Origin of the sequence: Bradyrhizobium sp. Ec3.3, assembly GCF_000472925.1 — a bacterium.
In the GTDB taxonomy this organism is placed as follows: Bacteria; Pseudomonadota; Alphaproteobacteria; order Rhizobiales; family Xanthobacteraceae; genus Bradyrhizobium.
Genome location: NZ_AXAS01000031.1, coordinates 102799 through 124350 on the forward strand (window position 1 = coordinate 102799; position 21552 = coordinate 124350).

Here is a 21552-nt window from a genome sequence, read left to right on the forward strand (position 1 = left end):
GACATGACGCAAGCCGAAATTGCCCCCCGCGACCGCCTGATCGTCGCGCTCGACCTGCCGAGCCCGGAACTGGCGGAGGCGATGATCGATCGGCTCGGCGACAGCGTCACCTTCTACAAGATCGGCTATCGGCTCACTTATGCGGGCGGCCTGCCGCTGGTCGGCAAGCTCGCGGATCGCGGCAAGAAAGTGTTTCTCGATCTCAAGCTGCACGACATCGGCAACACGGTGATGCAGGGTGTCCAGAGCATCAGCAAACTCGGCGCGACCTTCCTCACCGTGCATGCCTATCCGCAGACCATGAAGGCGGCGGTCGAAGGGCGCGGCGCGTCGGCCTTGAAGATTCTCGGCGTGACCGTGCTGACCTCCTACAATGACGATGATCTGCATGCGGCCGGCTACCGGCTCGGCGTCTCCGAGCTGGTCGAGGCGCGCGCGCAGCAGGCGCAGGTGCTTGGCGTCGACGGGCTCGTCTGCGCGCCCGAGGAAGCGGGTAGCTTGCGCAAGATCGTCGGCCACCAGATGAACCTCGTCACGCCCGGCATCCGCCCGGCAGGCTCGGCGACCGGCGACCAGAAGCGCATCATGACGCCGGGACGCGCGATTGCCGCTGGGGCCGACTATCTCGTGGTCGGACGTCCCATCGTCGAAGCTGCAGATCCCCGGGCGACTGCCGAGGCCATCCAGGCCGAGATCGCGCAAGCGCTCACCTGAACATCACAAGGAGAAGAAGAATGGCAGCAAAGGGCTACTGGATCGGGCGCGTCGACGTGCACAATGACGAGGGCTACAAGCCCTATGCGGCCGCCAATCTCGCGATCTTCAAGAAGTTCGGCGGACGCTACGCCGTGCGTGGCGGCAAGCTCACCAGCGTCGAGGGCCAGAGCCGCGCACGCAACGTCGTGATCGAATTTCCCGACTACGAGACCGCGCTCGCCTGCTACAACTCGCCGGAATACCAGGCCAACATCAAGGTGCGCCAGCCGCATTCGATCGCCGACCTCATCGTCATCGAGGGCTACGACGGCCCGCAGCCGTAACTCCAAATCTCCACCGTCATTCCGGGGCGCCCGAAGGGCGAACCCGGAATCTCGCGCCACAACCTCGAGATTCCGGGTTCGATGCTGCGCATCGCCCCGGAATGACGCGGTTCTGGCCCCTCGGTTGCCGGAACAGCATCCCCCCGCTACAACGGGCCCCGAAGAGGATCACACCATGTCCGAGATGCGCTTGATTGTTGCTGGAGCCGGCGGCCGGATGGGCCGGGCGTTGACGCGTGCGATTTCCGAGACCGAAGGTGGGGTGCTGGCCGGCGCGCTGGAAGCGCCCGGCTCGGAACTTTTGGGCAAGGATGCCGGCGTGCTCGCAGGGCTTCCGGCCAATGGCGTGCAAGTGTCGGCCGATCTCTGGGCGATGTCGGCAGAGGCCGACGGCATTCTCGACTTCACCGTGCCGGCCGCGACCATTGCCAATGTCGCGATCGCCGCGCAGCGCGGGCTCGTTCATGTCATCGGTACGACCGGCCTCTCGGCGTCGGACGACGCGGTGATCAAGAGCGTCACCAACCGCGCCGTCGTCGTCAAATCCGGCAATATGAGCCTCGGCGTCAATCTGCTCACCGCGCTGGTCAAGCGCGTGGCGCAGTCGCTTGGCGACACTTTTGATATCGAGATCGTCGAAACGCATCACCGTGCCAAGATCGATGCGCCCTCGGGCACGGCACTGATGTTGGGCGAAGCCGCAGCCAGCGGCCGCGGCATTTCGCTCGGGGATCATTCGGCCCGTGGCCGCGACGGCATCACAGGCGCGCGTCGCACCGGCGACATCGGCTTTGCCTCCTTGCGCGGCGGCACCGCGGCCGGCGATCACAGCGTGAGCTTCCTCGGCCCGTTCGAGCGGTTGACGCTGTCGCATCACGCCGAGGACCGCATGCTGTTCGCCCATGGCGCGCTGAAGGCGGCGCTGTGGGCCCATGGCAAGAAGCCGGGCCTCTACTCGATGGCCGACGTGCTCGGTCTCGGCGATACCTGATCAATCGAACGCAACGAACGGAAAGCAGGAATGAGCGAACGTCTTCTCGTGCTCGTGCGCCACGGCCAGAGCGAATGGAATCTGAAGAACCTGTTCACGGGGTGGAAGGATCCCGATCTCACCGAGCAGGGCGTGGCGGAAGCCAAGGAGGCCGGCCGCAAGCTGAAGGCGAAGGGCCTCGTCTTCGACGTCGCCTTCACCTCGGTGCTGACGCGCGCCCAGCACACGCTCGATCTCATTCTCACCGAGCTTGGCCAGACCGGCCTGCCCACGTCGAAGGATCTCGCGCTGAACGAGCGCGACTATGGCGATCTCTCCGGCCTCAACAAGGATGACGCGCGCAAGAAATGGGGCGAGGAGCAGGTCCACGTCTGGCGCCGTTCCTACGACGTACCGCCGCCCGGCGGCGAAAGCCTGAAGGACACGCTCGCGCGCGCGCTGCCCTATTACGTGCAGGAGATCTTGCCGGGCGTGCTCAACGGCAAGCGCACGCTGGTCGCCGCCCACGGCAATTCGCTGCGCGCGCTGATCATGGTGCTGGAAAAGCTCTCGCCTGAAGGCATTTTGAAGCGCGAGCTGGCGACAGGTGTGCCGATCATCTACCGGCTGAATGCGGATTCGACGGTGGCGTCGAAGCTGGATCTGGCGAGCTAGTAAATTGAGGCGTCATTCCGGGGCGCTCGAAGGGCGAACCCGGAATCTCGAGATTCCGGGTTCGATGCTGCGCATCGCCCCGGAATGACGGAGTAGGTGGCAAGCTACTGCATCCCGAGCTGCCCCGCTTCCCATCCCAGCATCGCCTGCTTGCGGGTGACGCCCCAGTGATAGCCGGTGAGCTTGCCGTCCTTGCCGAGCGCGCGGTGGCAGGGCACGACGAAGGAGACGGGATTCTTGCCGACCGCAGCACCGACCGCGCGCGAAGCCTTCGGGCTGTTGATCTTGCAGGCAATGTCCGAATAGGACACCGCGCGTCCCATCGGGATCTTCAACAGCGTCTCCCACACCCGCACCTCGAAATCGGTGCCGATCATAACCACGCGCAGCGGCTGGTCCGGCCGCCACAGCTTTGTGTCGAAGATGCGCTGGGCGAGCGGCGCGGTGCCTTCATGATCCTCGACGTAAGTTGCCTTCGGCCAACGCCGCGTCATGTCGACGAGTGCGGTCTGCTCCTCGCCGGGATCAGCGAAGGCAAGTCCCGACAATCCGCGACTGGTCGCGATCACGATCGCGGTGCCGAACGGACATGGATGGAAACCGTAGCGCAAGGTCAGGCCCGCGCCGCCGTTCTTCCATTCGCCCGGTGACATCGCTTCGTGGGTGACGAAGAGATCGTGCAGCCGTCCCGGGCCCGAGAGACCCGAGTCGAGCGCAGCGTCGAGGATGCTCGCGGAATCGCGCAGCACGTGCTTGGCATGGTCGAGCGTCAGCGCCTGCATGAAGGCCTTTGGCGTGATCGACGCCCAGCGGCGGAACAGGTGGTGCAGCTCATCCGGCGTGACGCCGGCCGCATCCGCCATCGCCTCGATGGTCGGTTGCGCGCGCCAGTTCTCCGAGATGAAGGCGATCGCGCGGCGCACGGAATCATAGTCCCGCAGCGCGGCATTCTGGGAGCCCGGCCTGGCCAGGCGCTGGTCATGTATGGCGAGTGTCATCATGACTGGAAATGTAGGACGAGCAGGCGCTCCAAACCACCCGATTTCTGACGGGGTTCAGGTGACCGGATTGTAGGTCGGGCCGCGCTTGGCGGCGTTCAGGGCGTCCAATAAAGCTTTGGAAAAGCTGGCCTTTTCATCGGGTCCCAAAAAGATGCCGACCGACAGGCGGCGGCCGCGCGAGACCAGATAGACCCGCTCGATGCCGAACTCCTCGTCCGCTTCGAGATCGAGCTTCACCCAGAGCGGATTGAACACCCATTCGGCGACATGGCCGCGATGGCTGATCCGCCGCACGCGCAATTCGGAGACCGTGACCACGATCTCCTCGCTCGCCCGCGCGGTGCGGAAATTGACCTTGAAGGCCCACCAGATCACCAGCACGTCGAGGCCGAAAAAGCCGAACACCGGCCAGGCGCCCATCATCAGGAAGGCGATCCCGGTGACAAAGCTGACGACGCTCAGGAAAAGCATCACGGCGAGAAAGCCGGTGCGGTTCAGCGAGCGATGCGGCGTCAGCAGCGCAGAGAAGATCTGCACCTCGCTCTCGCGCTCAAATTCGTTGCCTGTACTCATGGCCTGTCAGTATATCCCGGTCATGGCAAAAATCACCCGCAAGACGGCCGTCCGCAAATCCTCTGTGCCGAAGAAGAAGGCAAAGGCGAAAGCCGCCAAGCCCGCGCGGGCCGCAAAGACATCGCTCAAGGCCATAAAACCCAAGACGGTCAAGCCCAAGACAATAAAACCCTGGACACCGGCCGAGATCCACGAGGTCTTTTCCCGCTTCCGCAAGGCCAATCCGGCGCCGAAGGGGGAACTCGAGCATCTCAATCCCTTTACGCTGCTCGTTGCCGTCGTGCTGTCGGCCCAGGCCACCGACGCCGGTGTCAACAAGGCGACGCGCGAATTGTTTCAGGTCGCCGACACCCCGCAAAAGATGCTCGATCTCGGCGAGGAGCGCTTGCGCGACTACATCAAGACCATCGGCCTCTATCGCACCAAGGCGAAGAACGTGATCGCGTTGTCGGCCAAGCTGTTGACCGATTTCGGCGGCGAGGTGCCGCGCACGCGCGCGGAGATCGAGTCGCTGCCGGGTGCCGGGCGCAAGACCGCCAATGTCGTGCTCAACATGGCCTTCGGCGCGCACACGATGGCGGTCGACACGCACGTCTTCCGCGTCGGCAACCGCACCGGCCTCGCGCCCGGCAAGACGCCGCTCGAGGTCGAGCTCGGTCTCGAAAAGGTGATCCCGGCCGAGTTCATGCTGCATGCCCATCATTGGCTGATCCTGCACGGCCGCTATACTTGCCTCTCGCGCAAGCCGCGCTGTGAGGTATGCCTGATCAACGATCTCTGCCGATGGCCGGAGAAGACGGTCTGAGGCAAAGTTTCTCCGTCATTCCGGGCTCGACGCTCCGGGCCGCGCTTCGCGGTCCCGTCGCATCGTCCCGGAATGACGATGATAGGAATTGTGTTCGCGACATGATTTCGGGGTGGTGCCGTGAGTCAACAAGAACAAGTCAGTTCGCCGCCGCCTGCCGCTCCCCTCGTCGCTTCCAGGCCGACGCAACGACCGGCCCCGAGCCTGTGGAGCCGGCTCGCCATTCCGCTGTTTGCCGTCATCGTCGCGCTCGGCTTCGTCGCGTTGGCGACGCTGCGTTTCGACGAATGGGTCGGCAGCGCGACGATCCAGACCACCAATGATGCCTATGTCCGCGCCGAGCTGACGCGGCTGGCGAGCCGGGTGACGGGTGAGGTGCTCAACGTCGCGGTCACCGATTTCCAGCGCGTGCACGCCGGCGATCTCCTGATCCAGATCGATCCCGCCGATTATCAGGCCCAGGTCGCACAGGCCGAAGCGAACGTTGCTGCCGCGCAGGCTGCGCTGGACAATCTGAGCAATCAGGTCGAGCTGCAATATGCGACGATCGCGCAGGCCGAGGCGGCGCGGCTCTCCGCCGAAGCGCTGGAGGTCGAGGCGCAGCAGGAGCAGCAGCGCCAGCAATCGCTGTCGCAGACCGAGGCCGGTACGCGGCAGCGGCTGGAGCAGGCGGTCGCATCGCTCGCGAAGGCGCAGGCCGACGTGCGTGCAAGCCGCGCCGTGATCGCCGCGCAGCGCCACCAGCTCGAAGTCCTGCAAGGAACCAAGAAGCAGCGCGCCGCCGACCTCGAAGCGGCCAAGGCGACGCTTGCAAGCGCCAGGCTCAAGCTCGGCTACACCAGGATCACAGCGCCGTTCGACGGCGTCGTCGGCGAGCGCCAGGTGCAGCCCGGCGACTACGTCAATATCGGCACCAACCTCATCAACGTCGTGCCGCTGCCCAAAGTCTATGTGATCGCGAACTACAAGGAGACCCAGCTCACGCATGTGCAGCCGGGCCAGCCGGTTGACATCACTATCGACAGCTTCCCGCGCCAGCGCCTGCGCGGCCGCGTCGAGCGCATCGCGCCGGCGACCGGCTCGCAAGTGGCGCTGCTGCCGCCGGATAACGCGACCGGCAATTTCACCAAGGTCGTGCAGCGCGTTCCCGTGCGTATCCAGCTCGACGACAACCAGCCGCTCGTCGAGCGCCTCCTGCCGGGAATGTCCGTCGTCACCAGCATCCACACCGACGGTGCGGGGACGAATGGCGGCAAATGACGGTGCCGATCGCGGACCTCTCTCGCGCGGCGGCATCGCGCCACGACCGGTCTTCGCTGTCGGGGCCGTGCTGCTCGGTTCGTTCCTTGCCAATTTCGACAGCCGGCTGACCACGGTTGGCCTGCCTGATCTGCGCGGTGCGTTCTCGCTCGGCTTCGACGAGGGAGCCTGGCTCTCCACCGCCGGCATCGGCTCGCAGATCTTCATCGCGCCCGCGGTGGCCTGGCTGGCGACGGTGTTTGGCCTGCGTCGCGTGCTCGGTATCCCGAGTCTCGTCTACGCCGTCATCTCCTTCATCATTCCCTTCGTTCACGATTTTCCAGCGCTGATCGCCCTCAGCATCGTGCATGGCCTGCTGCTCGGCACCTTCGTGCCGGCGACGTTGATGATCGTGTTCCGCAACCTGCCAATCCGCTGGTGGCTGCCGGCGATTGCGATCTACGCGATCCGCGTCGGCTTTGCGCTGGATACCTCGACCTCGCTGGTCGGCTTCTATGTCGACCATCTTGGCTGGCAATGGCTGTACTGGCAGGGCGTCGTCATCGCGCCGCTGATGGGCCTGATGGTCTATCAGGGCACGCCGAGCGAGCCGGTCAATCACGACCTGCTGCGCCATGCCGATTGGGGCGGCATGGTGCTGCTCGGTGCCTCCGTGTCGATGATCTATGCCGGCCTCGACCAGGGCAACCGGCTGGACTGGCTGGAGTCGGGCACGGTGATGGCGCTGATCACCGGCGGAGCCGTCCTGTTCGTCGGCTTCCTCATCAACGAGTCGCTAGTCCGCCAGCCCTGGGCGCATGTCAACGTGCTGTTCTCGCGCAATGTCGGATTGTCGCTGATCTTGATCCTGCTCTATACGCTGACCAGCCTCTCCAACTCGTCGCTGGTGCCGAATTTCCTTGCCACCATCGGCCTGCTCAGGCCCGAACAGAGCGGCCTGTTGCTGCTCACCTATGGCGCGCTACCGATGTTCGTGCTGGTGCCGCTCTCGATCTGGCTGCTGCGGCATTTCGATACGCGGACGGTGGTGGTCGTGGGATTTGCCTGCTTTGCCGCGGCCAATCTCTGGGGCACCCAGCTCACCCACGAGTGGGCGCGCGCGGATTTCGTCGGCATCGTGCTGCTGCAGGCGATCGGACAGTCGCTGACCCTGTTGCCGCTCATCATCACGCTGCTGTCGAACTCCGACCCGAGCCGCGCGACAGCTTTTGCGGCCTATATCCAGATCATGCGGCTTGGCGGCGCCGAGATCGGCGTTGCACTGATGGGAACATGGCTGCGGGTCCGCGAGCAGATCCATTCCAACTATCTCGGCCAGTACATTGCCACCGGGGACGTGGACGTGGTCAGGATGCTGAAGCAGCTTGCTGGCCGCTTCGCCGCCCATGGCTTGGGCGCGGCGCAGGCCCGCGCGGTCGGCACGCTCGCGGGCTTCGTGCAGCGCGAGGCCAATGTGCTCGCCTATATCGACGGCTTCTGGCTGTGCTTCTGGCTCGCGATCACAGCGCTCGGCTGCGTCGCACTGCTCACCCGCGCGCCGCCCGGACCGTTCACGCCGGCGCCGTTCGGTTTGGCCAAGTCGGTGCTGCGCAAGTGCGGAGTGGCGGTGACGTAGAGTGTCCGGATCTTGATCGGGTCGATCTAGAGCATGATCCGGAAAAGTGTGCAGCGGTTTTCCCTCGCGACAAACGCGGAACGCGTTTGCGCGGAGATCATGCTCAAACAATAACCTGAAGCGCGATGACGATTCATCCCAATCCCATCGCGCTTTAGGCGGCGTGCGGATCAGGCGATACTTCTGTCCTCCATCATCCGGCGTTTGACAGTTTCGCAAGTCTTGCGGACATCCTCCGTAAACAGCGCGCATTCTTCGATGCGCTTGAAAATCCTCTTGGCTTCCTCGCGATATGAGGCCGCGGTATCTCGCATGAAGGCAATCGTCGTGTGCACCTCGGCGGTCATCGCCTCGCATTTTTTCGCCGCGCTGATCAACTCGGTTCCCATAGCCTCGATCTCTTTGGCCGCGGCCTCATAGTCGCGCACGACGGCCTCGGCAGTGAGCTGGCCTACACGCGAAACCCCATCTCGATGCTCGACGTAGTCAGGCAATGGCTCGGATAGAGCCGGTGGGACAACCCAGCCGGGCGACCCGGGCAAAGCCGCCGTGACATCTGCTTCAAGCTTGGCCAGATCTACTGCCTTGTTTCTCGGAAATCTTTCGATGTTCGCCATGGATCAATTCTCCTACTGGACTCTACCCCTTTAGGAAATGGAGCCAATGCGCGAGAGATTCCTGACAACAGTCGCAGGCCCCGCTATTCCGCGGGACCCCCCGCCGGAATGGCGAGCTGATTGAGAATCCTGATTCGTGGCGAAAGATTCACGAAACTGCGGCGATGGTCCATCGTGAGGACGTCCTCCTCGGACGCCCACTTTCAGGCTCTCGATCGCAGGAGCACCCCAACCTCCACCGCAAAGCGGGAGAGGGAGCGATCTCCTTGGCGGTCCGCAACCGGACTCAGGCGATCGCTCTAATCGCCGTCAGCGCATATACCGTGCCGGCTCGATCAGCTCCGGTCGCCGGCCCGACAGGCGCTTGTGCATGTGGACCATGAAGGCCATGCCGAAGATCGGCGTCGCCAGGTTGACGATCGGGATCGACACGAAGGCGGCGATGATCAGGCCGGCGGCGAAGATGGTTGCCGCATTGTCGCGCCGCATCGCCTTGGCTTCCTCCGGCGGGCGGAAGCGCATGGCGGCAAGCTCGAAATATTCGCGGCCCAGAAGCCATGCGGTGGCGATGAAGAAGATCAGGAAGCCGGCGCCCGCCAGGAACACGAAGGGCAGCACGATCAGATAGACCAGGATGGTCAGCAGCGCCGTCTTGACGCCCTCATGGATGGCCATCGTGAACGGCAGCGCGACGCCGGGGCGCTCGGCCGGATAGTGCTCGCGCTCGACATGATGGGCGACGTCGTCGACGAACAGGCTCGCCACCAGCGAGGTGATCGCGGGCATCAGGAGGATTCCGCCGAAGACGACGCCAAGGCCGGCCGCGATCGAGACGATCCAGGACAGCACCTCGAGGGCGGAGTGCCAGCCGGGGCCGAGCAGCCCCTCGAGCCAGACCTCGCCATAGGTGGCAAACCAGCTGAGCAGACGCTGCAAGCCGACCGCCAGCACGGTGATCAGCACGAGCGCGACGCCGATCGAGCGCCACAGGATCGAGCGCATCGGCGGCGAGATGATCTGCGACAGCGCCTTGACGGCGGCATCAAGCATCGGGGTACCTCTCACGAGAATTCACTCGCGAGAGGTAGACATGCCGGCCGCTTTCGGCAAGGGAGGCTGACCTGCCGCCGCGTGCGGCCTATTCTTCGGCCGCGATGCTGGCCCAGCAGGTGATCGCGCTACAGACCGAGCTCCAGCGGCCAAAACCCTTGTAGATCTGGGCCGCGACCTGCTCCTGCTGCTTCAGCGTGCCCTCGGCCTTGATCTGAGGGTCGGAGACGTTGCGGATCGCAAGCCAGCGCGGCGCCTTCGCGCCCATGTCCTTGGCGACGAGCCCGAGGATCGCGTCGCCCATCTCGGAGACGTCACCGAGGCCCTGGAGATGGAAATGATCGTCCGAGGTGTCGAAGCCGAAGAAATCGGTGGTGACCACGGACGAGCTCAATCCGCTCGGCTTCACCACGAAGATTTTTGGCGGCCGCGTATTGTCCTTCGGCAGTTGCCCGGCATTGGCCTTGAACAGCGCCTTGGCCTCTGCAAAACGCGTCGTCTTCGCCGACTTGCTCGAAAAATGCTCTTGCGCGAACGGCTGCTTCTTGAACTTCGACAGGCAGTCGAAGCGAACGATCGGGCTGACGATGACGTCGCCAACCTCGACCTGCTTGCCGATGCCGCCGGCGGTTCCCGTGGTGATGACGAGCGAGGGCTGCACCTCCTGGATGATCTGGCGCCAGACGTCGATGTTCGGCAATTGCGGGCCGTCCTGCGACATGTGCGAATCGGACTTGAAGATCACGACCTTCTTCTTGCCGATCGTGGTGGTCCAGTAGGTGCCGAGCCGCTTCAGCTCCATGGCCGGGCAGCCGTTCCGCATCTTCTTGGAGATGGTCGTGAAATTGTGCTTGTAGGGCAGGTAGTCGTTGCGGGAGTCCTTGCCCGGCGTCAGCACGCGGCTGAGCGCATGGCCCTCGTCGACGGTCCAGGTCACCACCAGCACGTCGGCGCGCGGCAACGGGCTGTTGCCGTTGCCCCTCGGCTTCGGCCCGGTCTGCGGCGCGAGCCCCTTCGGCCAGGGAATGTCGGTGAAGCGCGACAGCCCGGTCGCGGTCGAGAAGGCCATGAACTCGCGGCCCGCAGGCGATTCCGAATCGAAATCGATGATCTCGCGCTGAAAATCTTCCGGAGAAACTTTTGCGGACCGTTTCACCGCTGCGTCCGCCAGGCGCTTGACAGTATAGGTCTCGCGCGGCGGCGGCGTCGTGATCGGATCGAAACCAAGATTTCTCTGAACCCATTTGCGGTCAGCCAGCATCGCTCAACTCCTGCGCCAATTGATTTTGAGAGTATCTTCCATTGGTCGGCCAAGCACGCCGACGGTTGCAATTTTAAATCGAGTTCGCTGACATCGATTGGTCCGAGCCACTGACCAATTCTGTTCCGGATTGAGATGTCGATGTTTTGATCGGTATAACAAAGGTATTTCTGAAAAAAGATCGTCAAATATCTGAACCAATTTCGACCTCAGATTACACCTATAGTTGAATACCGGCAATCGCCCTTCCAATCACAAACGGAGGAAGTCATGGCAGGCACGGTCAAACGCGTGGCGCTGGCGAACAGCGCGCGGAAGTTGCCGAAGGGGGCCAAGCTGGTTGGCGCGGCCGATCCCAAGCAGGAGATCGAGATCAGCGTCCGCCTGCGCGCCAAGCGCTCCGACGATGACACCGTGATGGCGCTGGGTGCGCAATTGCCGCGTGAACGGCAATATCTTTCCCGCAGCGAATTTGCCGAGCAGATGGGTGCCGATCCCGCTGATGTCGCCAAGATCGACAATTTTGCCCATCACCACGATCTCAACGTCAAGAGCGTGCATCTGGCCTCGCGCACAGTGAAGCTGACCGGCACGGTGAAGGCGCTGAGCGCGGCCTTCGGCGTCAAGCTCAACAAGGTCAAGCATGAGGGCGGGACCTACCGGATGCGCAAGGGCAGCGTGCAGATCCCGGCCGAGCTCGAGGGGATCGTCATTGGCGTGCACGGGCTCGACAATCGCCCGGTCGCGCGTCCGCACTTCCGGCACAAGCGGATCGGGCGGGCGGCGATCGCGCGCGCGGCGCAGAGCCGCAGCTTCTCGGTCGAGCAGATCGCCCAGCTCTACAACTTTCCGGACGGCGAGACCGGCGCCGGCCAGTGCATCGCCATCATCGAGCTCAACGACATCGACCAGAAGGGCAAGCCGACAGGAGCCGGTTACAAGACATCGGACCTGAAGACATTCTTCAAGAAGGCGGGAATCCCGATGCCGCAGATCGCGCCGACGAGCGTCGACGGCGGAGCCAACAAACCCGGCCGTTCCGAAGCCGACGGCGAGGTCGTGCTCGACATCGAGGTGGCCGGCGCGATCGCGCCCGGCGCCAAGATCGTGGTCTATTTTGCGCCCAACACCACCAACGGCTTCATCGATGCGGTGAAGGCTGCAGTCCACGACAGCGCGCGAAAACCCTCGGTGATCTCGATCAGCTGGGGTGGCCCGGAAGATCCGGAGAACTCGCAACAGTTCCTCGACGGTCTCAATGAGGCGATCCGCGACGCGGCCGCAATGGGCGTCACCGTCTGTGTCGCCTCCGGTGATAACGGGTCGGCTGACATGGGCGAAGGTTGGGACGGCAAGCCGCATGCTGACTTCCCGGCGTCGAGCCCGTTTGCGCTGGCCTGCGGCGGCACCAATCTCACGGCGCCGAACGGCCACATCCAGGAAGTGGTCTGGAACGGCGGGCCGGAGGATGGAGCGGGCGGCGGCGGCGTCAGCATCGTGTTCGCCCAGCCAAAGTACCAGGCCAACGCCCATGTCCCGAAATCGCCGGCACATCACAGCGGGCGCGGCGTGCCCGATATCGCGGGCGACGCCGATCCGGCCACCGGCTATCAGATCTTCCTCAATGGCGCCGGCGCCACGATCGGCGGCACCAGCGCAGTGGCGCCGCTGATGGCGGGGTTGATCGCGCGGATCAATGAAGCCACGACCAAGAAGTTCGGCAAGACGGTCGGTTTCATCAATCCGCTGATCTACGCAGCCGGCGCGCAAGGCGCGTTTCGCGACATCACCAGCGGCAACAACGACATCACCGGTCAGTTGCACGGCATGTACAAGGCCGGCCCCGGCTGGGATGCCTGTTCCGGGCTCGGCGTTCCCAACGGCACCAAGTTGCAGGATCTGCTGGCGGCGTGATTCGCGCGTGCTTCTCCCTCTCCCCGTTCTTACGGGGAGAGGTTGGGGTGAGGGGCTGCATCCGCGATCACGGAGAGAGTGAGACGCGCCGAGTGCGCCTCCTTTCCGGGGCGTGGCGTCGGTCACGCCGCATCGGCCGGCTTGCCGATGCATCCGAGCTGTGCGAATAAGCTGATATGACCGACCCGATGACCCCTTTCATCTGCACCTGGTGGCGCTCCTTCTGAAGGAGCGGCGCGTCGTCATGTCTTTCATTCGACCATCGCCGCCGTGTTCGGCATGGTCGTGATCCCAGGAACCCACTGTCGAAGCGCGGCGGCTCCAATCCCGGAGACGTCAATGCTTTCCCCTGCGCAAGACAAGCCGACCATCAAGCCGATCATCCTGACCGGTGATCGCCCTACCGGCCCGCTGCATCTCGGGCACTATGCGGGCTCGCTGCGAAACCGCGTCGCGCTGCAGCGGTCGCACCGGCAATACGTCCTCATCGCCGATCATCAGGCGCTGACCGACAACTTCGACGATCCCGACAAGGTGAAGCGCAACGTCATCGAGGTGGCGCTGGATTATCTCGCCGTCGGCATCGATCCCTCCGAGACGACGATCTGTCTGCAATCGGCACTGCCGGCGCTGGCGGAGCTGTCATTGCTTTATCTGAACTTCGTCACCGTGGCGGCTTGAGCGCAACCCGACAGTCAAGGCGGAAATCCAGATGCGCGGCTTCGAGCGCGACATCCCGGCCGGTTTCCTCTGCTATCCCGTCGCGCAAGCTGCCGATATCACCGCGTTCAGGGCGAGCGTCGTTCCCGTGGGCGAGGATCAGGCGCCGATGATCGAGCAGACCAACGAGATCGTGCGGCGGATCAACCGCCAGGTCGGACGAAGACTATTGCCGGAAGCCGAAGCGATGATCCCGGCCACGGGGCGGCTTCCCGGCATCGACGGCCGGGCGAAGATGAGCAAGTCGCTGGGCAACAACATCGCCCTGTCGGCGTCGCCGGGTGAGATTCGCGAGGCCGTGCGCAAAATGTACACCGACCCCCGACATGTCAGGGCCAGCGACCCCGGACAGGTCGAGGGCAATGTCGTCTTCACCTATCTCGATGCATTCGCCGAGGATCAGGCCGAGGTGGAGGAGCTCAAGGCGCGCTATCGGGCAGGGGGCCTCGGCGACGTCAAGGTCAAGAAACGCCTGGAGGATATCTTGCAAGCCTTGCTCGCGCCGGTCCGGGAACGCCGACACCGGCTCGCGCGGGATCAATCCCATGTACTGGCAGAGCTACGCAAAGGAACCGAGCGCGCGAAAGAGGTCACGCAGGCGACGCTCGACGAGGTCAAGGCAGGCTTGGGGTTGTTTTCGTTTTGAAGCTGTGCCGAGGCGGATGACGCTCTCTTCCCTCCTCCCCCTTGTGGAAGAAGGTGGCGCGAAGCGCCGGATGTTATGTCATGCTGCCCGGCATGAAGCATCGGATGTCGATCCTCAGCACAGACGGCTCTGCATAAGACCTTATATAAACCGGCCAGACCATCGCCCGGCCAACCTGGTTCGGTTCTTTGATCACCGCATCGTCCGGGACGTCCCACCATTCACCTCCTGTACGGACGCGATAGTGGTCGTTCTTGCTTTCCCAATCGACCTCCGACAACGCTTTCCCGTCAGCGTCGGAGCAACAAAGCCCTTTACCTGACCTGAGCTTCTCGAACCAACCTTTGAGGGGAGAGTTTGCATAGCGGCCATCGACATCGCCGGCGACCGCTGTGTGAAGTGCTGAAACAGGGCCAGCGAGAATGAGTACAACGACCGACGTGGCAAGGATCGTCCTGTCTCGTGGGGCAATCATTGCGTGGATCTTTTTTTCGAGGGCTGAGCGGACGACCCCGGCTACAGGTGAGGATGACCGGGGCCGCCGACGATCCTCAGCTACAGTGCCTGAAAGGCGCCCCCCAAGGATCACGACTGATGCTTAGAAAAGAATCAAAAAGCGGTCTTGTGATTGCGCGCCAACATTTTTGCTTCTTGCGCCTCGCTTCGAGATACGAGCATTCAGTCACGCGCTTCGCGAAAGAGACCCCTCACGCCTTCCCACAAGGAGAGAGGGTGCACCGTGCGTGCGGCGAAGGCTACGTCACCCATGCTTGTGCGCGTGCTTGCGCGGCTTTGTTTGCTTGCCTTCACCCGTCGGGATCATCACCACGCGGCCGTAGCGCACGCCGCGTTCGGCGATGATGTGGTCGGCGAAATGCTTGACCTCGTCGGCTGATCCCCTGAGCGCCGTCATCTCCATGCAATTGTCGTCGTCGAGATGGACGTGCAGCGTTGCGAGCGCGAGATCGTGATGGCCATGGAATTCCTGTACCAGGCGCTTGGAGAGATCGCGCGCCGCGTGGTCGTAGACATAGACGAGGCCTGCAACGCAGGGACCCGTCTGCGCGGTGTCCTCCGCCGTCTGCTGCAACCCCGCCCTGGCGAGGTCGCGGATGATCTCCGATCGGTTCTGGTAGCCGCGCGCCTGCGCCGCCGCATCGATCTCCGCCAGCAAATCGTCCTCGATCGTGATCGTAATCCGCTGCATTGACGGCTCCCCAGCGTGCCGCGCGACCTCGCGCGGTTTGGAAGCCGTTTTACACGGATTTCGCAGGCGTCACAGCCGTGTTGCGCGAAGCCGCAGCGCGTTGCCGACGACGCTGACCGACGACAGCGCCATCGCGGCGGCCGCGATGATCGGCGACAGCAGGATGCCGAAGGCCGGATAGAGGATGCCGGCCGCGATGGGGATGCCGGCCGCGTTGTAGATGAAGGCGAAGAACAGGTTTTGCCGGATGTTGCGCATCGTCGCCTGCGACAGTTTTCGCGCGCGAACGATTCCCGTGAGGTCACCTTTGAGCAGCGTGACGCCGGCGCTTTCCATGGCCACGTCCGTGCCCGTGCCCATGGCGATGCCGACCTCGGCCGCCGCCAGCGCCGGCGCGTCGTTGACGCCGTCGCCGGCCATCGCGACGCTGCGGCCCGACGTCTGAAGCCTGGTCACGACCGCGCTCTTCTGATCCGGCAGCACCTCGGCTTCGACGTCGGTAATGCCGAGTCGGTGCGCGACGGCCTCTGCCGTGGTGCGGTTGTCACCGGTCAGCATGATCACCTTGATGCCCTCGGCGGCGAGATCCTTCAACGCCTGCGGGGTCGACGCCTTGACCGGATCGGCGATCGCGAACAGCCCGGCCAGCGTGCCGTCGACCGCCATGTTGATGACGGTGGCGCCGTCCTGGCGCAGCCGCTCTGCTTCCGCAGCGAGCGGCGTCGTGTCGATGCCTTCAGTGGCAAGATATTTTGCGTTGCCGAGCACGATGGTCGTACCGTCGACCTTGCCGGTCGCACCCTTGCCGGTCGGCGAATCGAACTCGTCGACCTGACCGATGCTGAGCTGTTTCTCCTTCGCCGCACGCAAAATCGCATCGGCCAGCGGGTGCTCGCTGGCGCGCTCGACGCTGGCGGCAAGGCGCAGGATCTCATCCTCGGCGAGACCTTCGGCCGGGACGATGGCGACGACCTTCGGCTTGCCCTCGGTCAGCGTTCCCGTCTTGTCGACCACGAGCGTGTCGATCTTTTCCATCCGCTCGAGCGCCTCGGCGTTCTTGATCAAAACGCCTGCCTGCGCGCCGCGGCCGACGCCGACCATGATCGACATCGGGGTTGCAAGGCCAAGTGCGCAGGGACAGGCGATGATGAGCACACTTACGGCGGCGACCAGGCCAAAGGCGAGGCGTGGCTCCGGGCCGAACCAGGCCCATGCGGCGAAGGCGATGATGGCGACGGCGATCACCGTCGGCACGAACCAGCCGGCGACCTGGTCGGCTAGGCGCTGGATCGGCGCGCGCGAGCGCTGGGCGTCGGCGACCATCTGCACGATCTGCGACAGCAGCGTCTCGCGCCCGACCTTTTCGGCCCGCATGATGAAGCTGCCGGATTGGTTCAGCGTGCCGGCAATGACCTTGGCGCCGGTCTCCTTGGTGACCGGCATCGATTCGCCGGTGACGAGGGATTCATCGAGCGAGGAACGCCCTTCAAGCAAAATGCCGTCGACCGGCACCTTCTCGCCGGGGCGGACACGCAAGCGGTCGCCGGCATGCAGCGTATCGATCTCGACCTCGTGCTCGCTGCCATCGGACTCGACGCGCCGCGCGGTCTTCGGAGCGAGCTGGAGCAGCGCCTTGATCGCGCCTGACGTTGCATCGCGGGCGCGCAGCTCGAGGACCTGGCCGAGCAGCACCAGCACGGTGATGACAGCGGCCGCCTCGAAATAGACTGCGACCGCACCCTCATGACCCCTGAAGGTCGCGGGAAAGATTTGCGGCGCCAGCGTGCCGAACAGGCTGTAGACGTAAGCGACGCCCGTGCCCATCGCGATCAGCGTGAACATGTTGAGGTTGCGCGTGACGAGCGATTGCCAGCCGCGCACGAAGAACGGCCAGCCGGCCCACAGCACGACGGGCGTGGCGAATACGAGCTGGATCCAGTTCGAGAGCGTCGGATCGATCCAGTTGTGCGGGCCCGCTAGATGGCCCCCCATCTCCAGCACCACCGGTGGCAATGCCAGCGCGCCGCCGATCCAGAACCGCCGCGTCATGTCGGCGAGCTCGGGGTTGGGGCCGGTGTCGAGGCTCGCCACCTCCGGCTCCAGCGCCATGCCGCAGATCGGGCAGCTGCCGGGGCCGACCTGGCGGATCTCCGGATGCATCGGGCAGGTGTAGATCGTGCCTGCGGGCATCTCTGGCTCGCTCGACTCTTCCGTTCCCGTGGCGAGATATCTGGCGGGATCGGCCGCGAATTTGGTGCGACAGCCGGCGGAGCAGAAATGGAAAGTATCGCCGTGATGTTCGAAGCGGTGCTTCGATGTCGCGGGATCGACCATCATGCCGCAGACGGGATCGCGGGCCTTGTCGCCGGGCGCAGCGTGATGGTGATGGGCATGGCCGGCGTGATCGCCATGGCCGCCGCAGCAGGATGATGCCGCGGGCTTTTCCACGGGCGGGGCAGCCTTGGCGGAACAGCCGCATCCGGAGTGCTTTGCGGTCGCGTCGACCTGCTTGTGTTCGGCTTCGTTCATTCCAGCGCTCCGGCCTTGGCCCAGGTGCTTGCAACCCATACCCGGTAGGGGTATATAGACGTCATGCGCAAGGACATCAAGGCATCCGTCGGCAAACGCCTCGGCCGGATCGAAGGGCAGGTCCGCGGCCTCTCCAAGATGGTCGACGAGGACCGCTACTGCATCGACATCGTGACACAGATCTCTGCGGTGCGCGCCGCGCTGCGTCGGGTCGAGGAGGAGATCCTGAAAGACCACGTCGCGCACTGCGTCGAGCACGCGATCTCGAGCGGCAACAAGACGGATCAGCGGGAAAAGATCGCGGAGTTGATGGCGGTGATCAGCCGAGCGGAACGGTGAGTTTCACACTCGCCGTCGTTGCAGAAGCGCCCGGTATCTCCCCACGTCGTCCTGGCGAAAGCCAGGACCCATACCGCGGAATCTATCGATTGTGTGCGGTCGGAGTCTCGAACGACGTGTCTTCGCCAAACTACTTCCAGGGGTAATGGGTCCTGGCTTTCGTCAGGACGACGTCGGGGTTGGCGTCTACGCCGCGAAATCGCGCGCCCGCGCACTGCGGCGGGGGTGGTACATGGCGATGCTCCTCAAAAACGGAAAGCGTTCCTTGACTGGAACGCGCGCGGCGGTATCGGCCTTGGCCGCACTCACTTCTTGAGCCGGAACTTCAGCCGGCGCTTCTTCGTCAAGCGCTTCAGGAACGAGCGGCGGCGAACGGAGCGTTTCTGGAAACACACTGAAAGTGCCCGCCACCTCCTCGAGCGGCTTCTGCTTGTCGGCCCAGTGCAAGGCCGTGTAGTCGAAGCCGTGCACGATGGTGGGTTTGACGACCTCGAAATAGGGCGAGATGTCGAAGTCGCGGGGCATGTAGAGCGAGGAATCGCGGATGTGCAGGATCTCGCGGCGCGCCTGCCGGCTGCCGGCCTTGGTGATCTTGGGCAGGATCGGATAGCGCACGGCGTCGAAGGCCTGCGCGATCAGCGCCGAGCAGATGATCTTGGTCGGATCGCCGGAGCCGATAGCGATCATGCGTCGCCGCCAGCGCTGCGGGATCGGCAGCGGGAACAGATAGCGCATCAGGTCCAGGATGTTCTTGGTGTCGTAGCCGAAGCCGATGCGGTTGATGGCGTAGCGGCAGACGGTGGTCCGATCCTCGTAGGACAGTCCCACCGGACGGCACAGCCTTGTATGATACGGAAAATATTTCGACAGCGGCGCGGAGGTGACGCCTTCCCCGATATTGGCCTCGATCAGCACATGCGGTTCGCCGTCGGGCTCGGCGGTCCCGTCAACCGGACCGACATAGAGGGCTGCGTGCGACCAGGTCGACTGCGTGAGATATTTGATGATGCCGGAGATGCGGTTGTTGCCCTCGACCAGCAGCACGTCGCCGGGCTGGATGACGCCGCGAAGATGCTCGGGATCGCTCGGCGTGAACGGCTCGTAGCCCGGCACCTCCTTGGAGAGGTACGCGGAAATCAACTTGCCGACTGAGTCTAGGACGGTCCCCATTGCGAGCTCCCCGCAGCCTATTCCGGCTGCCTTTTTCCCTTCTCTATCATGGTCGATACGCGTTGCAATTTGGTTCATTGCGCACGGCGATCAAGTACGATTGATTCACCATGATGGTTGCCGCGCTGCGCCAGATACGGCAAGGTTCGCTAGCTGTTCCCGTTCGCTTCAAGTCCCCGGAAACCATGACATGACAATCACGCGCCGCAGCTTCCTATCGGCGTCGGCGGCGTTCGCCGCAGCACCGGTCCTGCGCGCGACCGCGGCACCCCTGCCGCGCGAGGCCGACGTCGTCGTGATCGGCGCCGGCGCGGCCGGCATCGCTGCAGCGCGGCGGGTGATGGCGGCCAATCGCAAGGTCGTGGTGGTGGAAGCGGCAAGCCAGATCGGCGGCCGCTGCATCACGGACAGCACCACGTTCGATGCGGCGTTCGATCGCGGCGCGCGCTGGATGCACAACCCCGACACCAACCCGATGATCCGCCTTGCGCGTAGCGTCGGGCTCGACGTGTCACCGGCTCCCGTCGGTCAGAAGATGCGCATCGGCCGCCGCAACGCGCGCGCCGGCGAGACCGAGGAATTTCTGGCGGCGCTGGTGCGCGCCAATCGCGCCATTGATGAAGCATCGCGCGGCAAGCTCGACACCTCCTGCGCGTCGGTACTGCCCAAGGAGCTCGGCGACTGGGCGGGCACGGCCGAATTCCTGCTGGGCGCGAACTTTGCCGGCAAGGACCTCAAGGAGCTTTCGGTCATCGACAAGGCCCGCGCGCAGGACCGCAACTCCGCGATCGCCTGCAAGCAGGGTCTGGGCACGCTGATCACCAGGCTCGGCGAGCAGATGCCGGTTGCGCTGTCGACGCCGGCGAGCCGCATCCTCTGGAGCAACCGCGACGTCAGCGTCGAGACATCAGCCGGCAAGATTGTCGCGCGCGCCGCCATCATCACGGTCTCGACGAACGTGCTCACTGCAGGCGCGATCAAGTTCGCGCCTGACATCCCCAAGCGCACACTCGATGCAGCCTCCAAGCTCAGCCTCGGCAGCTACGATCACATCGTGCTGCAACTGCCGGGCAATCCGCTCGGGCTCGCGCGCGACGACATCCTGATCGAGCAGAGCAACTCGACCCGCACCGCGCAGCTGTTCGCCAATATCGGTGGTTCCTCGTTGTGCTCGATCGACGTCGGCGGCTCCTTTGGCCGCGACCTGTCGGAACAGGGCGAGCAGGCGATGGCTGCATTCGCCAGGGAATGGCTCACGAAACTGTTCGGCAGTGAGGCCACGGCGGGAATCAAGAAGATCAGCGCGACGCGCTGGAACGCCTCGCCGTTCGTGATGGGCGCGATGTCGGCGTCCGCGCCCGGTGGGCAGCTTTCGCGAAAAATCCTGACCGAGCCGATCGGCTGCATGTATCTCGCGGGCGAAGCGACGCACGATACGCTCTGGGGCACCGTCGACGGCGCCTGGGAGAGCGGCGAGCGCGCCGCCGAAGCCGCGCTCCGCCGCATCGGCGCGCTAAGGGATGAGCCTCCCGAATTGCCGACGCAATCGACGAAGCGGCGGCAGAAACGTTAGCCGTTGTTCTGTAAAAACGCCCCAAACTCAACTCGTCGTCCCGGCGAAGGCCGGGACCCATAACCACAGGGAGTGGTTATCGCACGAGATTGGTGACCACGAGTCTTCGCAAAACTACTCCCTGTGGTTATGGGTCGTAAGTCTGGGTGCCTCACGTATGGTGGGGTCGAGGCGGGCGTTGCGAGGTTTATGGGAGGTCTCAGCGACCGTCGGGATCTCGCACCCCGCCTTGATTGATTGAAGGGCCGGACACCCNGACGGTAGCAAGTGCTGGCCGCACGTTTGACGATCCAGGCGCCGNCCCTGCCTCGTGAACAAGGCAGGAGCAGCATGACAGCCTCACACTTTGCAGACAATAGCTTCGTCGGTGTCGACGTTGGTGGTTCCAGTCTGGATGTCGCATGGCATCGGGGCGATAGCGCCCATTACGCAAATCGACCCGATGCCATTGCTGCGCTGGTCGAGCGGCTGAAGAAGCAGCCGGTAAAGCGCATCGTGATCGAGCCGACCGGTGGCTACGAGAAGGCACTGGTGAAGGCGTTGCGCCAGGCCCAGCTTCCGCTGGAGATCGTTCACACCACTCGGTT

19 protein-coding genes and 2 pseudogenes are annotated in these 21552 nt (G+C 64.1%); 12 read left to right on the forward strand and 9 right to left on the reverse strand.

Translation table 11 applies throughout. The features are described 5' to 3' along the window. Positions 1-3: 3 nt before the first annotated feature. The 4 genes from pyrF (at position 4) to YUU_RS0126780 (ending at position 2685) form a co-directional block, all read left to right on the forward strand. Positions 4-714, forward strand: coding sequence for an orotidine-5'-phosphate decarboxylase (gene pyrF / locus YUU_RS0126765; protein ID WP_027525151.1), 711 nt, complete (start codon positions 4-6; stop codon positions 712-714). A gap of 20 nt (positions 715-734) precedes the next feature. Further along, on the forward strand, positions 735-1040 hold the full coding sequence (locus tag YUU_RS0126770) for a DUF1330 domain-containing protein (protein ID WP_035663427.1): 306 nt from the start codon (positions 735-737) through the stop codon (positions 1038-1040). Between the two features lie 175 nt (positions 1041-1215). Next, entirely contained in the window at positions 1216-2031 is an 816-nt protein-coding gene (gene dapB / locus YUU_RS0126775; protein ID WP_027525153.1) for a 4-hydroxy-tetrahydrodipicolinate reductase, read from the forward strand. Positions 2032-2061: 30 nt separating this feature from the next. Then, positions 2062-2685, forward strand: a complete 624-nt coding sequence (locus YUU_RS0126780) for a 2,3-bisphosphoglycerate-dependent phosphoglycerate mutase (RefSeq protein WP_027525154.1) — start codon at positions 2062-2064, stop codon at positions 2683-2685. A 104-nt stretch (positions 2686-2789) separates the two neighbouring features. On the opposite strand, the gene YUU_RS0126785 is transcribed toward YUU_RS0126780, so the two are convergent. Both YUU_RS0126785 and YUU_RS0126790 read right to left on the reverse strand, forming a co-directional pair. Next, a complete protein-coding gene (locus tag YUU_RS0126785; RefSeq protein ID WP_027525155.1) occupies positions 2790-3686 on the reverse strand; it encodes a bifunctional helix-turn-helix domain-containing protein/methylated-DNA--[protein]-cysteine S-methyltransferase in 897 nt (298 codons plus the stop codon). Positions 3687-3740: 54 nt separating this feature from the next. Then, positions 3741-4259, reverse strand: a complete 519-nt coding sequence (locus YUU_RS0126790) for a DUF2244 domain-containing protein (protein ID WP_027525156.1) — start codon at positions 4257-4259, stop codon at positions 3741-3743. Positions 4260-4281: 22 nt separating this feature from the next. Between YUU_RS0126790 and nth the strand changes: the two genes are divergently transcribed. From nth to YUU_RS0126805, 3 genes are all read left to right on the forward strand, one after another. Then, a complete protein-coding gene (nth, locus tag YUU_RS0126795; protein WP_027525157.1) occupies positions 4282-5064 on the forward strand; it encodes an endonuclease III in 783 nt (260 codons plus the stop codon). A gap of 120 nt (positions 5065-5184) precedes the next feature. After that, positions 5185-6324 carry an HlyD family secretion protein gene (locus YUU_RS0126800; RefSeq protein WP_027525158.1) on the forward strand — a complete coding sequence of 380 codons (1140 nt, stop codon included), beginning with the start codon at positions 5185-5187 and terminating at the stop codon, positions 6322-6324. Continuing rightward, positions 6311-7939, forward strand: coding sequence for an MFS transporter (locus YUU_RS0126805; protein ID WP_027525159.1), 1629 nt, complete (start codon positions 6311-6313; stop codon positions 7937-7939). Before YUU_RS0126800 ends, YUU_RS0126805 begins: the two co-directional genes overlap by 14 nt. Before the next feature lie 170 nt (positions 7940-8109). Here the strand turns inward: YUU_RS0126805 and YUU_RS51810 are convergent, their stop codons facing one another. The 3 genes from YUU_RS51810 to YUU_RS0126820 form a co-directional block, all read right to left on the reverse strand. Continuing rightward, positions 8110-8556 carry a hypothetical protein gene (locus YUU_RS51810; protein WP_063621741.1) on the reverse strand — a complete coding sequence of 149 codons (447 nt, stop codon included), beginning with the start codon at positions 8554-8556 and terminating at the stop codon, positions 8110-8112. A 309-nt stretch (positions 8557-8865) separates the two neighbouring features. Then, positions 8866-9606, reverse strand: coding sequence for a sulfate transporter family protein (locus YUU_RS0126815; protein WP_027525160.1), 741 nt, complete (start codon positions 9604-9606; stop codon positions 8866-8868). A gap of 88 nt (positions 9607-9694) precedes the next feature. Further along, positions 9695-10867 (reverse strand): hypothetical protein, encoded by a 1173-nt coding sequence (locus YUU_RS0126820; protein WP_027525161.1) that lies wholly within the window; start codon positions 10865-10867, stop codon positions 9695-9697. Positions 10868-11137: 270 nt separating this feature from the next. On the opposite strand from YUU_RS0126820, the gene YUU_RS0126825 reads away from it, so the two are divergent. Continuing rightward, a complete protein-coding gene (locus tag YUU_RS0126825; RefSeq protein WP_027525162.1) occupies positions 11138-12781 on the forward strand; it encodes a protease pro-enzyme activation domain-containing protein in 1644 nt (547 codons plus the stop codon). A 339-nt stretch (positions 12782-13120) separates the two neighbouring features. Then, positions 13121-14147 (forward strand): annotated as a pseudogene (gene trpS / locus YUU_RS51815) (tryptophan--tRNA ligase). Positions 14148-14220: 73 nt separating this feature from the next. On the opposite strand, the gene YUU_RS0126835 reads toward trpS, so the two are convergent. The 3 genes from YUU_RS0126835 to YUU_RS0126845 form a co-directional block, all read right to left on the reverse strand. Then, complete coding sequence (locus YUU_RS0126835) at positions 14221-14622, reverse strand: hypothetical protein (protein WP_035663431.1); 402 nt, start codon at positions 14620-14622, stop codon at positions 14221-14223. A 285-nt stretch (positions 14623-14907) separates the two neighbouring features. Continuing rightward, positions 14908-15354, reverse strand: a complete 447-nt coding sequence (gene nikR, locus YUU_RS0126840) for a nickel-responsive transcriptional regulator NikR (protein WP_027525164.1) — start codon at positions 15352-15354, stop codon at positions 14908-14910. Positions 15355-15423: 69 nt separating this feature from the next. Next, a complete protein-coding gene (locus tag YUU_RS0126845) occupies positions 15424-17883 on the reverse strand; it encodes a heavy metal translocating P-type ATPase (protein WP_027525165.1) in 2460 nt (819 codons plus the stop codon). A gap of 63 nt (positions 17884-17946) precedes the next feature. Here YUU_RS0126845 and YUU_RS0126850 point away from each other — a divergent pair, with 63 nt between their 5' ends. Then, positions 17947-18222 carry a metal-sensitive transcriptional regulator gene (locus YUU_RS0126850; protein ID WP_027525166.1) on the forward strand — a complete coding sequence of 92 codons (276 nt, stop codon included), beginning with the start codon at positions 17947-17949 and terminating at the stop codon, positions 18220-18222. A gap of 186 nt (positions 18223-18408) precedes the next feature. On the opposite strand, the gene YUU_RS0126855 is transcribed toward YUU_RS0126850, so the two are convergent. After that, the gene (locus YUU_RS0126855) at positions 18409-19392 is read right to left on the reverse strand and encodes a YiiX/YebB-like N1pC/P60 family cysteine hydrolase (protein WP_027525167.1); all 984 of its coding nucleotides are present in this window, start codon (positions 19390-19392) and stop codon (positions 18409-18411) included. Between the two features lie 190 nt (positions 19393-19582). Here YUU_RS0126855 and YUU_RS0126860 point away from each other — a divergent pair, with 190 nt between their 5' ends. Then, on the forward strand, positions 19583-20965 hold the full coding sequence (locus YUU_RS0126860; protein ID WP_027525168.1) for an NAD(P)/FAD-dependent oxidoreductase: 1383 nt from the start codon (positions 19583-19585) through the stop codon (positions 20963-20965). A gap of 330 nt (positions 20966-21295) precedes the next feature. Next, positions 21296-21552, forward strand: a pseudogene (locus YUU_RS0126865) (IS110 family transposase); the annotation flags it as partial.

Coding starts and splice junctions, on each gene's coding strand:
- YUU_RS0126820 (WP_027525161.1), bottom strand. CDS start 10,867: ATGCTGGCTGACCGCAAATGGGTTCAGAGAAATCTTGGTTTCGATCCG.
- YUU_RS0126825 (WP_027525162.1), top strand. CDS start 11,138: ATGGCAGGCACGGTCAAACGCGTGGCGCTGGCGAACAGCGCGCGGAAG.
- YUU_RS0126785 (WP_027525155.1), bottom strand. CDS start 3,686: ATGATGACACTCGCCATACATGACCAGCGCCTGGCCAGGCCGGGCTCC.
- YUU_RS0126855 (WP_027525167.1), bottom strand. CDS start 19,392: ATGGGGACCGTCCTAGACTCAGTCGGCAAGTTGATTTCCGCGTACCTC.
- YUU_RS0126850 (WP_027525166.1), top strand. CDS start 17,947: ATGCGCAAGGACATCAAGGCATCCGTCGGCAAACGCCTCGGCCGGATC.
- YUU_RS0126770 (WP_035663427.1), top strand. CDS start 735: ATGGCAGCAAAGGGCTACTGGATCGGGCGCGTCGACGTGCACAATGAC.
- YUU_RS0126845 (WP_027525165.1), bottom strand. CDS start 17,883: ATGAACGAAGCCGAACACAAGCAGGTCGACGCGACCGCAAAGCACTCC.
- YUU_RS0126860 (WP_027525168.1), top strand. CDS start 19,583: ATGACAATCACGCGCCGCAGCTTCCTATCGGCGTCGGCGGCGTTCGCC.
- YUU_RS0126805 (WP_027525159.1), top strand. CDS start 6,311: ATGGCGGCAAATGACGGTGCCGATCGCGGACCTCTCTCGCGCGGCGGC.
- YUU_RS0126815 (WP_027525160.1), bottom strand. CDS start 9,606: ATGCTTGATGCCGCCGTCAAGGCGCTGTCGCAGATCATCTCGCCGCCG.
- YUU_RS0126790 (WP_027525156.1), bottom strand. CDS start 4,259: ATGAGTACAGGCAACGAATTTGAGCGCGAGAGCGAGGTGCAGATCTTC.
- pyrF (WP_027525151.1), top strand. CDS start 4: ATGACGCAAGCCGAAATTGCCCCCCGCGACCGCCTGATCGTCGCGCTC.
- dapB (WP_027525153.1), top strand. CDS start 1,216: ATGTCCGAGATGCGCTTGATTGTTGCTGGAGCCGGCGGCCGGATGGGC.
- YUU_RS51810 (WP_063621741.1), bottom strand. CDS start 8,556: ATGGCGAACATCGAAAGATTTCCGAGAAACAAGGCAGTAGATCTGGCC.
- YUU_RS0126780 (WP_027525154.1), top strand. CDS start 2,062: ATGAGCGAACGTCTTCTCGTGCTCGTGCGCCACGGCCAGAGCGAATGG.
- nth (WP_027525157.1), top strand. CDS start 4,282: ATGGCAAAAATCACCCGCAAGACGGCCGTCCGCAAATCCTCTGTGCCG.
- nikR (WP_027525164.1), bottom strand. CDS start 15,354: ATGCAGCGGATTACGATCACGATCGAGGACGATTTGCTGGCGGAGATC.
- YUU_RS0126835 (WP_035663431.1), bottom strand. CDS start 14,622: ATGATTGCCCCACGAGACAGGACGATCCTTGCCACGTCGGTCGTTGTA.